Origin of the sequence: Dactylosporangium sp. NPDC000521, from assembly GCF_042898305.1 — a bacterium.
Classification (GTDB): domain Bacteria; phylum Actinomycetota; class Actinomycetes; order Mycobacteriales; family Micromonosporaceae; genus Dactylosporangium.
The window spans coordinates 771,986-785,626 of the sequence record NZ_JBIAYW010000002.1 but is presented as its reverse complement, the minus strand read 5'-3'; the positions used below and the strand labels follow the sequence as shown (position 1 = coordinate 785,626).

Genomic DNA, 13,641 nt, shown 5'->3' with positions numbered 1-13,641 from the left:
ACCCCAGCGTCGGCCGTCACCATGATCGAAGGATCGACCTGGCCACCCGAACGACCAGAACCGTCCTTGGATCACCACCCGCCACGCGCACAACAGCCCCACCGGACAAGGCGGAGCCGCCGGACAGCGAACTCAGCGCCGGACTATCCGCCCAACGACGCGATCGCCGCCACCGCCCCGACTGGCGCATCCACCACCCCAGCGTCGGCCGTCACCATGATCGAAGGATCGACCTGGCCACCCGAACGACCAGAACCGTCCTTGGATCACCACCCGCCACGCGCACAACAACGCCACCGAACAAGGCGAAGCCGCCGGACAGCGAACTCAGCGCCGGACTATCCGCCCAACGACGCGATCGCCGCCACCGCCCCGACTGGCGCATCCACCACCGCAACGTCGGCCGTCACCATGATCGAAGGACCGGCCTGGTCGCCCGGGCGACCAGAACCGTCCTTGGATCAGCACCGGGAAGCGAGCCTGGTGCCCGACAATTCGCCCAAACGGCGCTATTTCGTGGTGCCGGAGGAGTGCCGAAGGCACTTGAGCGGCCAGGGGCGCCCGCGGCAGGCGCGCCGAGGGAAGCGGTGGCGCGGCGATCACGAAACCGGTCACATGGTCTGGATGGTGGCGATCCGCTCCTCGAGCTGCTCGATCGTCGCCTGGGCGCTCGGGGGGCCGCCGCAGAGGCGGCGGAGCTCGGCGTGGATCTTGCCGTGGGGCAGGTTGGTGCGGTGGTGGTGGGCGGCGACCAGGGTGTTCAGCTGCCTGCGCAGGACGATGCGGCGCTCGCCGGCCGTCTTCGGCGGTTCGGGTATGACCGTCGTCGTGGCGGCCGGGGCGCGGCGCTTCTCGGCCGCGAGCTGCTCGGCCTGGCGCTTGTTGAGCAGCGTGGACACCTGGTCGGCGGTGAGGAGGCCGGGGAGCCCCAGGTACTCCTCCTCCTCGGCCGAGCCGGTCTGCGCCGGCACGCCGAAGGTGGTCCCGTCGAAGATGACCTGGTCGAGCTCGGCCGTCGCGGAGAGAGCCTCGAAGCTCTTCAGCAGGTCGTCGCCGGCCTTCTCCTCGCGCTGGGCGCGCTCCAGGAGGTCGTCCTCGAAGCCCTCCTTCGTCTTCGGGGCGCCGAGGACGTGGTTGCGCTGCGCTTCCATCTCGGAGGCGAGCTCCAGCAGGTGCGGCACGCTCGGCACGAAGACGGTCGCGGTCTCGTTGGTGCCGCGGGCGCGCACGAAGCGGCCGATCGCCTGGGCGAAGAAGAGGGGGGTCGAGGCGCTGGTGGCGTACACGCCGACGGCCAGGCGCGGGATGTCGACGCCTTCGGACACCATCCGGACGGCGACCATCCAGCGCTCCTGCGACGCGGAGAACGAGGCGATGCGGCCGGAGGAGCCCTGGTCGTCGGAGAGGACCACGACGGCCTTCTCGCCGGTGATCTCGCCGAGGACCTTCGCGTAGGCGCGGGCGGCGGTCTGGTCGCTGGCGATGACGAGGCCGCCCGCGTCGGGCATGCCGCCGCTGCGCAGCACCTGCAGGCGGGCGTCGGCGGCGCGCAGGACCTGCGACATCCAGTCGCCGGTCGGGTCGAGGGCGGTGCGCCACGCCTGGGCGATGAGGTCCTGGGTCATCGGCTCGCCGAGGCGGGCGGCCAGCTCGTCGCCGGCCGAGGTGCGCCAGCGCGTCTCGCCTGAGTAGGCGAGGAAGATGACGGGCCGCACGACGCCGTCGGCGAGGGCCTCGGCGTAGCCGTAGGTGGTGTCGGAGCGGGAGCGGGCGATGCCGTCGTTGCCCCGCTCGTACTGCACGAACGGGATCGGGTTGTCGTCGGACCGGAACGGGGTGCCCGTCAGCATCAGCCGCCGCACGGCGGGCTCGAACGCGGCCTTGACCCCGTCGCCCCACGACTTCGAGTCGCCGGCGTGGTGGATCTCGTCCAGGACGACGAGGGTCTTTCTCGTGATCGTTCGCCGCTTGTGTACCTCCGGCGCGATGCCGACCTGCGCGTACGTGACGACCGTGCCGTGGAAGTCGGAGGAGGTGTGCACGTCGGCGTTGCGGAAGCCGGGGTCGAGGTCGATCCCGACGCGGGCGGCGGCGTCCGCCCACTGCTTCTTCAGGTGCTCGGTCGGCGTGACGACCGTGACGTTGTCGATGGTGCCGTCGGCGAACAGCTCCAGGGCGATCCGCAGGGCGAACGTCGTCTTGCCGGCGCCGGGCGTCGCGACGGCGAGGAAGTCCTCGCGCTTGCCGCGCAGGTACTCCATCAAGGCCTTGCGCTGCCACACCCGGAGCGTCTGTCCTGCCTGCACCACCGGACGCGGCGGCATGCGGCACCCCCTCGAGGAACATGAACCCACACGGAAACGCCTCCGGGTCTGGTGGACCGCGAAGGCGTTGCTCAGCCTAGCGGGCGCGGACGGGCCGAGCGCCGATCCGCGCCGAACGTCACTGCGAGAGGGAAACGACCGTCAGGACGGGTCGTCGTTCTGCACGACGTTTTCGTAGATGTCCTTGCAGACCGGACAAACCGGGAACCGGCTGGGGTCGCGCGACGGGACCCACAGCTTGCCGCACAGCGCCCGCACCGGCGTGCCCTCGATCATGGCCTGCATGATCTTGTCCTTGGGCGCGTAGTGCGAGAACTTCTCGTGGTCGCCGGCGTCATACCGATAGTCGGTCTGCTCCTCGACGCGCTCGTCCGTGAGCGTCGAGCCGCCACCGCCTGGAGTCTCGGGAGTCGTTGTCACGGTCCCAGTCTGCCAGGCCGACGGCCACGATGCCGCACGGCGAGCGGGGTTATCGTTGCGTGGTGATCAACCATGCCATCCGTTACGGAGCCGAGGTCGCGGCGGCCAGGGAGGCCGGTGCGCCGGTCGTCGCGCTGGAGAGCACCATCATCTCGCACGGGCTGCCCCGGCCGTCGAACCTGACCGTCGCGCGGGACATCGAGGCGACGGTGCGGGCCGCGGGCGCGGTCCCCGCCACGATCGGCATGCTCGGCGGCGAGATCGTGGTCGGCCTGTCCGACGAGGAGATCGTGCACCTGGCCGGCAGCGATGACGTGGTGAAGCTCTCCGTGCGCGACCTGGCCCCCGCCGCCGCGGGGCGGGCCGACGGCGCGACGACGGTGGCGGCGACCTCGGCGATCGCCGTCGCGGCAGGCATCGCCGTCTTCGCCACGGGCGGGCTCGGCGGGGTGCACCGCGGCGCGGGCACGACGTTCGACGAGTCGGCCGACCTGACGGCGCTGTCCCGGCTGCCGATCACCGTGGTCTGCGCCGGCGTGAAGTCGATCCTGGACGTCGGCGCCACCCTGGAGCGGCTGGAGACGTTGGGCGTGAGCGTCGTGGGGTACGGGACCCGCCGCTTCCCCGGCTTCTACCTCACCGACGGCGGGTTCGACCTGGACTGGTCCGTCGACGACCCGGCCGGTGCGGCGGCCATCGTGCGGGCGGCCCGGGCCCAGGCAGTACACCAGGGGGCGACGATCATCGCCAACCCTCTGCCGGTCGACGAGCAGCTCGACCCTGACCTGCACGACCGCGTCCTCGCCGAGGGGCTGGCCGGCCTGGAGCGCGACCACGTGACGGGCAAGGACGTCACCCCCAGCCTGCTGTCGCACTTCCACGCCGCCACCGAGGGCCGCTCGCTGGACGTGAACGTGAAGATCATCCTGCGCAACGCCGACCTGGCGGCCCGCATCGCCGCGGCACTGTGACGGTCGTCGTGGTCGGTGACGTGGTCACCGACATCGTCACGGTCCACGAGGGCCCCCTCGCCATCGGCTCCGACACGCTGGCCTCGGTCGCGATCCGGGGCGGCGGGTCGGCGGCCAACACGGCCACCTGGCTCGGCTCCGTCGGGCACCCGGTGGTGTTCGCGGGGGTGGCCGGCGACGACGAGCCCGGCTCCGCGCGCCTGGCCGAGCTGGTCGCGGCCGGTGTCACGACCATCGTCCGCCGCGTGCCGGGGGTCGCGACCGGGACGGTGGTGGTGCTCACCTCCGACGCGGAGCGGACGATGTTCACCGACCGGGGCGCCAACCAGCTCCTGTCCCCCGCCGACGTGGACCACGCGCTCGACCTGGCGCTGGCCGCGACACCCGGCGCGAGGCATCTGCACCTGTCCGCGTATGTCCTCTTCGACCCCGACTGCGCCCCCGCCGGTCGCCACGCGCTGGCCGAGGCCCGCCGCCGCGGCCTCACGACCAGCCTGGACGCCGCGTCGGCCGCGCCGCTGCGGCGCCTCGGGCCGTCGTTCTGGGCGTCGGTGCCGGAGGTCGACCTGCTCTTCGCCAACCTGGACGAGGCGCGGGTCCTCGCCGGGGACGGCACCGCGGCCTCGCTGGCGGCGGCACTGCTGGACCGGGCCGGCGCGGTGGTGGTGAAGTCCGGGGCCGCCGGGGCGACGTGGGCCGGTCGTTCCGCCGCGCCTGCCCATGTACCGGCGGCGCCGGTCGCGCGGGTGATCGACCCGACCGGCGCCGGTGACGCGTTCGCCGCGGGATTTCTCGCGGCCTGGCTGACCGGTGCGTCGCCCGCGGACGCGCTGGCCGGCGGCGCCCGGCTCGGCGCCCTGGCGGTGTCGAAGGTCGGCGGCCGGCCGTAGCCCCGCGCTCGAAGCCCGGCCGCCTCAGCGGCCTCAACCGCCTCGGCGGTCTCAGCGACCTCGGCGGCTTCAGCCGCCTCGGCCGCTTCAGCCGTCGATGACCTTGGGCTCCGTGTGCTCATGGTCGCTGAGCGCGTGGGCCGGATCGGGGTGCGACTGCTGCTGCCGCCGCCGGGCCTGCAGCTTGTTGCGGAGCAGGTGCTCGGGCCGCGGCCCCCTGTCGTTGGCGAGCAGCACCGCCGCCCACGGCAGGACCAGCGCCCCGGCCACCAGCAGGCACAGCCACAGCCACAGCAGCGGCACCTTCGCCGTGACCAGCACCGCCGCCACGATCACGCAGAGGCCGCGCAGCAGCATCATCGCCACATACCGCCGCTCGCGGGATCGAAGCTCCTGCTCGGGCGAGCGCTCGGCGGTGGTGATCAGCTGCGGTTTCGGCCTGCGTCCCATCATCACCACCGAGTCTGCCACGTCGCGGGGTTCAGCCGTGGATCAGTCCGTCGACCTCACCGGCGGCGCGGCGTGGGCGCCGCCAACCGGCTCCCCCGGCGCGGCCGGCCGGTTGATCGTGCCGGTCGCGAGCAGGTCGCGGATCTCGGTCAGCAGCCGGATGTCCTCGGCGGGCGCGGCCGGCTCCGGCTCGACTCCCCGCTTGCGCCGCTCCGCCAGCTTGTTCATGGGCAGCACCACGAGGAAGTAGACGGTCGCCGCGGTCAGCAGGAACCCTATCACCGAGTTCAGGAACGCCGGCCACGCCAGGTACTGCTGCCCGATCTTCAGGCCCTGGTTCTTGTCGTCGACCCCGATGCCGCCGGTGAGCTTGATCAACGGCTGCAGGAAGCCGTCCGTGAACGCTTTGACCACGTCGTTGAACGCGGCCCCGATGACGACGGCGACGGCAAGCTCGATGACATTGCCGCGCGAGATAAAGTCCTTGAAACCCTTCAGCACGGTAGGCACCTTACGACCCCGGCCGCCCGACCGCACCCGATGCTTTCGCGGCGGCCTTCATCTGTTTCTTGTACTCCCTGACCTTTCCGAGGGAGTCGCCGTCGACGATGTCGGCGACGGAGCGGAACGAGCCGACCTCGCCGTAGCCGCCGGCCGCTTCGCGCCAGCCGTCGGGCTGGACACCGTACTGCTTGCCGAGCAGCGCCACGAAGATCTGCGCCTTCTGCTTGCCGAAACCGGGCAACGCCTGCACCCGCCGAAGCAGCTCACCACCCGAGGCAGCGCCGGTCCACAGGGCCGCGGTGTCGCCGTCGTACCGGTCGACGAGCACCCGGCACACCTCCTGCACCCGGGCCGCCATCGCCTTCGGGAACCGGTGCAGCGCCGGCGGCGTCGCGAAGATCTCCACCAGCGCGCCGGGGTCGAACTCCGCCAGCTCCTGCGCCGTCGGATCGTGCCCCAGCCGCTGGGAAAGCACCCAGGGCGACGAGAACGCCTTCTCGAGCGGAATCTGCTGATCGAGCGTCATCCCCACCAGCAGCGCGAGAGGGTCCCGGTCCAGCAGTGCGTTCGCCTCAGCGGGAATCGGCAACGAGAACGGCATGGCCCACATCCTCCCCCATGGATGAGCTCAATCGGAGGAAGCCCGGTCCAAACGCCGTCATCGGGTCTCAACGGCATGTCGTCATCCCCCGAGCCGGATGAGTGTCACGATCACAGCGTCCGATGTGACCGACGTCACAATGGGGTCGTGTCGGATCGCGGGGTGGTCGTTCGAGAGACGGGCGACAGGTCACCACGAAGGAAGGACGCCAGCCATGACCACCACCGTCCCGGAGCACATCCGCGCCAACCGCGTCACCCGGTCGCTGCTCGGCTACGGCGTGATCGCCGGGCCGTTCTACGTCGTCGTCAGCCTCGCGCAGGCGCTGACCCGCGACGGGTTCGACCTGACCCGGCACGCCTGGAGCCTGCTGTCCAACGGCGATCTCGGCTTGCTCCAGATCACCAACTTCGTCCTGACCGGCCTGATGGTGATCGCGGCGGCCGTCGGGCTGCACCGCGCACTGCCGGGCGACCCGTGGGCGGCGCGGCTCGTGGCGGTCTACGGGGCGAGCCTCGTGGCGGCAGGGGCACTGCGGGCCGACCCGGCCATGGGCTTCCCCGCCGGTACACCTGAAGGACCGGGAACGGTGAGCTGGCACGGCATCGGGCACCTCGCCGCGGGCGGCATCGGCTTCCTCTGCGTGATCGTGGCGTGCTTCGTCGTCGCCCGCCGGTTCGGTCGCGAGGGCGGCAAGGGCTGGGCCGCGTACAGCCGGGCCTCCGGCGCGCTGTTCCTGGTCGGCTTCGCAGGCATCGCCTCCGGCAACGGCGCGCCGGCCCTGACCCTGGGCTTCGTCGCGGCCGTGATCGTCATCTGGACCTGGCTCGCGGCCGTGTCCGTCAGGCTGTACCGGACTCTCCCCGGATGCTGAAGGGCCCGGCGTAGGTCGTCGATCCAGGCGCAGACCGACTCGTTGAGGGGTGTGACCCCGGCTTGCCACGGCGGCGTGCAACCATTAGCGTTCTCCGCATGTGGTCATATGCAAATATAGTGAGCACCCCTTCACCGATCCGGGTAATACCTCTGGTAGGAAGACTGGTAGCAATACGAAGACCCAGAGGTAGCATCGTCGGTATGAAGGTGAGTGTGAGCCTGCCGGCAGACGACATCTCGTTCGTGGACGCCTATGCGCGCCGCCGGGGCGACGCCACCCGGTCGTCGGTGCTGCACCAAGCCATTGAGCTGCTCCGCCTGAGCGAGATGGAGCAGTCCTATGCGGACGCCTGGGACGAGTGGGAGCACACCGACGACGCGACGCTGTGGGACGGCACGGTCGGCGACGGGGTCACCGATGCGCCGCGGTGATGTCTTCATGGTCGACTTCGACCCCGCCGCCGGCTCTGAGGCCAACAAGGTCCGTCCGGCGGTGCTGGTCAGCAACAACGCGGCCAACAAGGTGGCCGAGCAGCAGGGCCGCGGCGTCGTGACGGTGGTCCCGGTGACGTCCAACACCGCCCGGGTCCACCCGTTTCAAGTCTTGATCCGCGCCGGAGACGGTGGGCTCGTCATCGACTCGAAGGCACAGGCGGAGCAGATCCGGTCCGTCGACGTGCGCCGGCTGCGCCGCCGGCTCGGCAATCTCAAGGAGGACACGGTTCGCAGCATCGACGACGCCCTGCGTGTCCATCTGTCCACCTGACACCACCACGCCGAGACGCCGCCTGCGAGCGCGGCCACCGGCGAGTTGTAGCGTTCCGGACAAGAGCGGAGGGCGTCCGATCGGCGATGCGGGGCCGCCACCTGGGCAGACGGTCGCGGGCGGGCGTCTCGGAGGGCCGCGCCGGGTTGATCTGGGGCCATAGCCTGGTGCGATGTTCGAGCGCAGGGTGGTCGCGGCGTGGGCCGTGTTCGGGGGGATCGCGGCGGCGTCGGCCGCGCTGGTGTGGCGGCGGCCTGATGCGCAGCGGCTGTCGGACCTGCACATCTACTACGGGGCGGCGAAGTTCGACGGGCCGCTCTATGACTACGTGGCCGAGAACGGGGGGCCGTTCACGTACCCGCCGTTCGCGATGGTGCTGTTCCGGCCTCTGAGCCTGCTGCCCGAGGCGACGCTGGGCGTGCTGTGGCTGGCGATGACCTGCGCGGCCGTGATCGCCATCGCCCGCACGGTGACCAGGTCCAGTGCCGCGACCGCCACCGTGACCGTGACCAGCGCCGTGACCAGCGCCGTGACCAGCGCCGTGACCGGCACCGCGACCACAGCGGGCACCGCGACCACAGCCGGCGCCACGACCACAGCCGGCGCCACGACCACAGCCGGCGCCACGACCAAGGCAGGCGCCGCGACCAAGGCAGGCGCCAGCGCTGGGGGCGGCGGAAGCGTGGGGAGCCGGTTCTTCACGCGGGGGCTGGTGGCGGCCGGGGTGGCCACGGCGTTGCTGGTGTCGGCGCCGGTGCAGAGCAACCTGCGGTTCGGGCAGGTGAGCATCTTCATCGTGCTCCTGGCGCTGGTCGACGCGGGGCAGGTGGTGCCGGCGCGGTTCCGGGGGATTCTGGTCGGGGCCGCGGCGGCGATCAAGCTCACGCCGCTGCTGTTCGTCGTGTACTTCCTGGTGGCGCGGCGGTACAAGGACGCGGCGCGGGCGGGGGCGGCGTTCGTCGCGTGCGCGGGGGTCGCGGCGGTGCTCATGCCGGGGGCCAGCGTGCGGTACTGGGGCGGCACCATCTTCCAGACGTCGCGCATCGGCGACCTCGCCTCGCTGGGCAACCAGTCGGTGCACGGGATGCTGCTGCGGATCGGGCTGTCGCCCGCGACGCTGCCGGTGGTGTGGGCGGTGCTGATCGCGGCGATCTGCGGTGCCGCGCTGCTGCGGGCGCGGGCGCTGCACCTGCACGGGGAGCCCGTGCGGGCGGCGGTCCTCGTGGGCTGCGCGACCGTGGCGGCGTCGCCGGTGTCGTGGACGCACCACCAGGTGTGGACGGTGCTCGCGGCGATGCTGCTGGTCGCGACCGAGGGGGCGTGGCGGCGGGCGGCCGGGGTCGTGCTGCTGGTCGTGATGACGCTGTCGCTGGGGGTCGTGCTGCGCGGCGTCGCGCTGTACCCGGGCTGGCAGTTCCTGCTGGAGAACGCCCGGTCGCTGGGGCTGATCGCCGTCTGTGTCGCCGGGGTCGGGGGCGCCGCGATGCGGCTCAACCGGCGCACCCGGTTCCGCACGACGCGGCGGATCGCGGTCGCGGCCCTGGCGGGGCTGGCGGCGCTCGCGCTCACGCCGCTGCCGGCCGGTGCCGACCCGACCTTCAAGGCGTACTCGGCGGACGACCTCACCAACCCGCGCTACTTCTACTTCACCGGCACGCCGGCCGCGGGCGAGCCGATCGCGTACAAGATCCGGCGGGAGAAGACGAAGGTCCGGGTCAACGGCGTGGTCGGGGCCGAGGTGGCGGGGCTGCGGTACACCTCGGCGCCGGGCGGGGCGGCCCGCAGCATCCCGCTGCTGGAGGCGGACGCGGGGGTGCGCACGTTCTCGTTCCGCAGCGCCAGCCTGGCCCACGGCCGCCTCGACGTGCTGGACGCGAGCGGGCAGGTCGCGGCCAGCTTCACAAACCTGGCGTGAACCGCTCGGCCTCGAGCACCGACTTGAGGCGGCTCAGGATCCGCGACCAGGCGTCGTCGCGCTCCGGGTCGGGCTCGCGGTCGAGGTCGTCGCAGGTGAGCGAAACCCGGCAGAGCCCCGGCTCGGCGGCGGTGATCTCCCACGTCAGCCAGCAGTGCACCTCCTGTTCCGCGCCGATGCCGGTGTACAGGTTGTGCACCAGCAGCCGCCCCTCCTCGACGTGCACGATGTGCCCGTGCAGCACGTCGGGGACGGGGCCGGCCGCGGCCCGGTAGACGATGGGCGCGTCCGGGACGAACTGCGAGTCGACCGCGAGGCCCAGGTAGAAGCGCCGGGTGAAGGCGGGCTCGGTGATCGCCCGCCAGACGCGGGCCGGGTCGGCGGCGATGTACAGGCTGCAGGTCGAAGTCCTCATACCCGTATCGTGCCGAGGTGACTTGGGAGGCGCTTGCGCTCGACTTGGCGCCGCCCCCCGTACAGTGGCCGCAGCGCCGGCCCGAGCGGCCACGGCCCGCTCGTACAGTGGCCGCGACGACGACCCGAGCGGCAGCGGCCCGCCCGTACAGTGGCCGCAACGACGACCCGAGGAGCACTCGCGTGGAGGACCTGATCGCCGAGCTGGAGGCGCAGGAGGAGCGGCTGCGGTTCACGCGGTTCGACAACGACGACGCCTGGGCGCTGGGATCGCTGCTGGTGCGTCTGGGCAAGGAGCGCGGGCTGCCGATCACGATCGACATCCGCCGGCACGGCCACCAGCTGTTCCACGCGGCGCTGCCCGGCACCGCACCCGACAACGACCGCTGGATCGAGCGCAAGATCAGGGTCGTGGAGCGCCTGAACGCCTCCTCGTATCTGGTGGGGCGGCGGATGGCCGCGCAGGGGAAGGCGATGGACGCGGCGTACGGCGTCGACCCGGCCGACTACGCCACGCACGGCGGCGCGTTCCCGATCCGGGTCGTGGACGTCGGCGTCGTCGGCGTCGTGACCGTGTCGGGGCTGCCGCAGGCCGAGGACCACGCGCTCGTCGTCGAGGCAGTAGGGCTCTTCCTCGATAAATAGAGGGTTGTCTCAGCGCGCGGGCGGGCCGAGGATTCCGCGTGTGATGAAGCGACTTCTCGTGTGCGTCGCCGCCACCGCGGCCCTCGCACTGACCGGCTGCTCCGACGACGCGCCGAAGAACAACGGCGCGGTCGCGGCACCCAGCGCGCAAGAGTCCCTGACGCCGCAGACCGGCCCGGCGCCCACGAAGCCCGGCGCGAGCCCGCAGGCGGGGTGCCCGGTGGACGCGGCGACGCTGGAGAAGGCGTTCGTGGCGAACCTCGACGTCTCGAACGCGGTCGACATCGGCAAGGGGCTGACCGACATCAGCTGCGCCGACGACTGGGCGACGGCGGTGACCCAGCCCGAGGCGGCGGACAAGGCGACGGTGCTGTTCCAGTACGACACCGGGAAGAAGCAGTGGCTGGCGATCGCCGGCGGCACCGACGGCGTCTGCCGGTCGCAGGTGCCGGCCACCGTCGTCAAAAAGCTCAAGAACTGCGGTAGCTGAGGGCTAACCAAAAGTCCGACTTTATGGTCACATAGATCATGGAACGTGAAGTACTGCTCCGGCTCCTCGACGAGGTGCCGGGGGAAGCCTTCGTGGCCTGCAAAGACGCGATCCGGGCCGGCGCGGACTACGTCGTGTGGGACGACACCGTGCCGGCCGATCAGCTCGCGCGCAGCTACTCGCGGCGGGCCCAGCACATGGCGAAGATCGGCACCCCGATGCTCGGCGGCGACGACGCGATCACCCGCCTGCAGGTCGCCGGCGGCCGGCCGCTGCGCATCGGCGAGGCGAAGGTCGAGGACCCGCCGACGCACTTCCAGCTCTTCCTCACCGCCGACGCCACGCGCGTCGTGGCCTGTTTAGGAATCGACCAACGTTGACGTAGCAGGATGTCAGGGTGGACGCACTGCTCGACGCCGACGGTCTCGCCCGGCTCCGTGAGGCGCTGACCTCCGCCCGGTACACCTCCCAGGGCATCAAGGACCTGCTGGGTGAGCCCGCGACGGCCGCCCTCGCCCGCAACGACTTCCGCGCCGCGCTGCAGCGCACCGAGGAGCGGCCCGGCCGGCTCGCCACCCTCGTGCGGCTCTTCGTGTGCGGCCAGACCGAGTCGCTGGATGCGGTCGCCGACGCGCTCGCTCCCCTGCCGCTCGCCGCCGCGCTGCCGCTGCTCGAAGCTTCCGGAGACGGTGTACGGGCGGCGGTGGAGCTGGAGCCGTACGGCGACTGGTGGGTCGTGGCCGACCTGTCCGCCGGGATGCGACCCGGGCGGCCGTTGCCCGGCGACCACGTGCTCGGCATCGGCGGCGCCTCCACCACGCTCGCCGCCGCCACCCTGCGCGACCCCGTGGCCACGGCGCTGGACCTGGGCACCGGCTGCGGGGTGCAGGCGCTGCACCTGTCGACGCACGCGGCGAAGGTCACCGCGACCGACCTGCTCCCCCGCGCGCTGCGCTTCGCCGCGACGACCGCCGCGCTCAACGGCCTGGACTGGGAGCTGCTGCACGGGGACCTGACCGCGCCGGTCGCCGGCCGCCGGTTCGACCTGGTCGTGAGCAACCCGCCGTTCGTCGCCGGACCGGGGACGACGGACCACACGTACCGTGACTCCGGCCGCCCCGGGGACGCGGTCTGCGCCGAGCTCGTCGCCGCCGCTCCGGGCCTGCTCGCCGACGGCGGTCACATGCAGTTCCTGGCCAACTGGCTGCACGTCGGCGGCCAGCAGTGGGAGGACCGGGTCGCCAACTGGCTCGCCGGCACCGGCCTCGACGCGTGGGTGATCCAGCGGGAGGTGTCCGACCCGGTCGCGTACGTCAACCTGTGGCTCTCCGACGCCTCCGTCGACCCCGTGCAGCAGCCCGCGATCGCGGCGGCCTGGCTCGACTGGTTCGACGCGCAGAAGGTCGACGCGGTCGGGTTCGGCCTCATCACGCTGCGCGCCGGCGGCCACGACGACCCGACGGTGCGGATCGAGGACCTGCGGCAGACCGTCGACGGGCCGCTCGGGCCGCTGATCGGCGACTGGTTCGCCCGCCAGGACTTCCTGCGCGGCACCGACCTGCTGGGCGCCCGTCTCGCCGCCGCGCCGGGGCTGCGCCTGCGGCAGGAGGCCACCCAGGGCCCCGACGGCTGGGAGGTCGGCCAGCAGGTCCTGAGCCTGCCCGACGGCCTGCGGTGGAGCGAGGAGGTCGATCCGGTGGCCCTCACCCTCGTCGGCGCCTGCGACGGCTCCGTGACCCTGCGCGACCAGGTCGACATCCTGGCCGCCGCGCACGAGGTACCGTCGGACGTCCTCGCCGACGTGGCGGTCCCCCTGGTCGCTCACCTCGTGGAGCGCGGCATCCTGCTGCCCGCCTCGTGAGGGCGCTCGTCCAGACGGTGAGCCGCGCATCGGTCACCGTCGACGACGTGGTGGTGGGGTCCATCGGCTCCGGCCTGCTCGTCCTGGTCGGGGTCACGCACACCGACGACTTGACGACTGCCGCGACCCTTGCCCGGAAGGTCCACGAGCTGCGCATCCTGCCCGAGGAGAAGTCCGCCGCCGAGCTGGGCGCGCCGCTGCTGGTCGTCTCGCAGTTCACGCTGTACGGCGACGCGCGCAAGGGCCGGCGCCCCACCTGGATCGCCGCCGCCCGTCCGGAGGTGGCGGAGCCACTCATCGAGGCGTTCTGCCAGCATCTGCGAGACCGGGGCGCAGTGGTGGAAACCGGGCGCTTCCGGACCCACATGCTGGTCGAAAGCGTGAACGTCGGACCCCACACGGTGATGCTCGAAATCTAGGACTCACGGATTCGTGCCACGGCTCGGCCGCCTCACCGCCACTTCACGCCCGCTGGGCGAAGCTTCTCCCGTAGGAATGATCGCGCCACTTGCAC

The 13,641-nt window shown here is 72.0% G+C and carries 17 protein-coding genes; 11 read left to right on the top strand and 6 right to left on the bottom strand.

All coding sequences use genetic code 11. The annotated features are described in order from the left end of the window. Positions 1–611: 611 nt before the first annotated feature. Positions 612–2,324, bottom strand: coding sequence for a DEAD/DEAH box helicase (locus ACFY3L_RS09335; RefSeq protein ID WP_389320610.1), 1,713 nt, complete (start codon positions 2,322–2,324; stop codon positions 612–614). A 141-nt stretch (positions 2,325–2,465) separates the two neighbouring features. Beyond that, the gene (locus ACFY3L_RS09330; RefSeq protein ID WP_360558369.1) at positions 2,466–2,744 is read right to left on the bottom strand and encodes a DUF3039 domain-containing protein; all 279 of its coding nucleotides are present in this window, start codon (positions 2,742–2,744) and stop codon (positions 2,466–2,468) included. 62 nt (positions 2,745–2,806) lie between these two features. Here ACFY3L_RS09330 and ACFY3L_RS09325 point away from each other — a divergent pair, with 62 nt between their 5' ends. Both ACFY3L_RS09325 and ACFY3L_RS09320 read left to right on the top strand, forming a co-directional pair. Further along, complete coding sequence (locus ACFY3L_RS09325; protein ID WP_389320607.1) at positions 2,807–3,715, top strand: pseudouridine-5'-phosphate glycosidase; 909 nt, start codon at positions 2,807–2,809, stop codon at positions 3,713–3,715. Beyond that, positions 3,712–4,605: a carbohydrate kinase family protein gene (locus ACFY3L_RS09320; RefSeq protein ID WP_389320604.1), complete on the top strand. Its 894-nt coding sequence runs from the start codon at positions 3,712–3,714 to the stop codon at positions 4,603–4,605. Before ACFY3L_RS09325 ends, ACFY3L_RS09320 begins: the two co-directional genes overlap by 4 nt. Before the next feature lie 87 nt (positions 4,606–4,692). Here ACFY3L_RS09320 and ACFY3L_RS09315 read toward each other — a convergent pair whose 3' ends face one another. The 3 genes from ACFY3L_RS09315 to ACFY3L_RS09305 are packed head-to-tail and all read right to left on the bottom strand — an operon-like array spanning position 4,693 to position 6,160. Continuing rightward, positions 4,693–5,058 carry a DUF3099 domain-containing protein gene (locus ACFY3L_RS09315; RefSeq protein ID WP_389320602.1) on the bottom strand — a complete coding sequence of 122 codons (366 nt, stop codon included), beginning with the start codon at positions 5,056–5,058 and terminating at the stop codon, positions 4,693–4,695. A 39-nt stretch (positions 5,059–5,097) separates the two neighbouring features. Beyond that, on the bottom strand, positions 5,098–5,556 hold the full coding sequence (mscL, locus tag ACFY3L_RS09310; protein ID WP_389320599.1) for a large conductance mechanosensitive channel protein MscL: 459 nt from the start codon (positions 5,554–5,556) through the stop codon (positions 5,098–5,100). 10 nt (positions 5,557–5,566) lie between these two features. After that, entirely contained in the window at positions 5,567–6,160 is a 594-nt protein-coding gene (locus tag ACFY3L_RS09305) for an HhH-GPD-type base excision DNA repair protein (RefSeq protein ID WP_389320596.1), read from the bottom strand. 214 nt (positions 6,161–6,374) lie between these two features. Between ACFY3L_RS09305 and ACFY3L_RS09300 the strand changes: the two genes are divergently transcribed. The 4 genes from ACFY3L_RS09300 (at position 6,375) to ACFY3L_RS09285 (ending at position 9,717) form a co-directional block, all read left to right on the top strand. Further along, the gene (locus tag ACFY3L_RS09300) at positions 6,375–7,034 is read left to right on the top strand and encodes a DUF998 domain-containing protein (protein WP_389320593.1); all 660 of its coding nucleotides are present in this window, start codon (positions 6,375–6,377) and stop codon (positions 7,032–7,034) included. Positions 7,035–7,237: 203 nt separating this feature from the next. After that, positions 7,238–7,468, top strand: a complete 231-nt coding sequence (locus ACFY3L_RS09295; protein ID WP_389320591.1) for a ribbon-helix-helix domain-containing protein — start codon at positions 7,238–7,240, stop codon at positions 7,466–7,468. Beyond that, entirely contained in the window at positions 7,455–7,802 is a 348-nt protein-coding gene (locus ACFY3L_RS09290) for a type II toxin-antitoxin system PemK/MazF family toxin (RefSeq protein WP_389320588.1), read from the top strand. The genes ACFY3L_RS09295 and ACFY3L_RS09290 overlap by 14 nt, the downstream gene beginning before the upstream one ends. 172 nt (positions 7,803–7,974) lie before the next feature. Continuing rightward, a complete protein-coding gene (locus tag ACFY3L_RS09285; RefSeq protein ID WP_389320585.1) occupies positions 7,975–9,717 on the top strand; it encodes a glycosyltransferase 87 family protein in 1,743 nt (580 codons plus the stop codon). On the opposite strand, the gene ACFY3L_RS09280 is transcribed toward ACFY3L_RS09285, so the two are convergent. Then, on the bottom strand, positions 9,701–10,132 hold the full coding sequence (locus ACFY3L_RS09280) for an SRPBCC domain-containing protein (protein WP_389320582.1): 432 nt from the start codon (positions 10,130–10,132) through the stop codon (positions 9,701–9,703). The genes ACFY3L_RS09285 and ACFY3L_RS09280 overlap by 17 nt on opposite strands. A 182-nt stretch (positions 10,133–10,314) precedes the next feature. Between ACFY3L_RS09280 and ACFY3L_RS09275 the strand changes: the two genes are divergently transcribed. Genes ACFY3L_RS09275 through dtd form a run of 5 tightly spaced genes read left to right on the top strand, consistent with a single transcriptional unit; the run spans position 10,315 to position 13,546 of the window. After that, positions 10,315–10,776 carry a heme-degrading domain-containing protein gene (locus ACFY3L_RS09275; protein WP_389320579.1) on the top strand — a complete coding sequence of 154 codons (462 nt, stop codon included), beginning with the start codon at positions 10,315–10,317 and terminating at the stop codon, positions 10,774–10,776. Positions 10,777–10,819: 43 nt separating this feature from the next. Beyond that, entirely contained in the window at positions 10,820–11,266 is a 447-nt protein-coding gene (locus tag ACFY3L_RS09270; RefSeq protein ID WP_389320576.1) for a hypothetical protein, read from the top strand. Positions 11,267–11,304: 38 nt separating this feature from the next. Further along, a complete protein-coding gene (locus ACFY3L_RS09265; RefSeq protein WP_389320573.1) occupies positions 11,305–11,646 on the top strand; it encodes a hypothetical protein in 342 nt (113 codons plus the stop codon). A gap of 17 nt (positions 11,647–11,663) precedes the next feature. Continuing rightward, complete coding sequence (locus tag ACFY3L_RS09260) at positions 11,664–13,127, top strand: methyltransferase (RefSeq protein WP_389320571.1); 1,464 nt, start codon at positions 11,664–11,666, stop codon at positions 13,125–13,127. Further along, positions 13,124–13,546, top strand: coding sequence for a D-aminoacyl-tRNA deacylase (gene dtd / locus ACFY3L_RS09255; protein ID WP_389320568.1), 423 nt, complete (start codon positions 13,124–13,126; stop codon positions 13,544–13,546). The genes ACFY3L_RS09260 and dtd overlap by 4 nt, the downstream gene beginning before the upstream one ends. Positions 13,547–13,641: the final 95 nt, after the last annotated feature.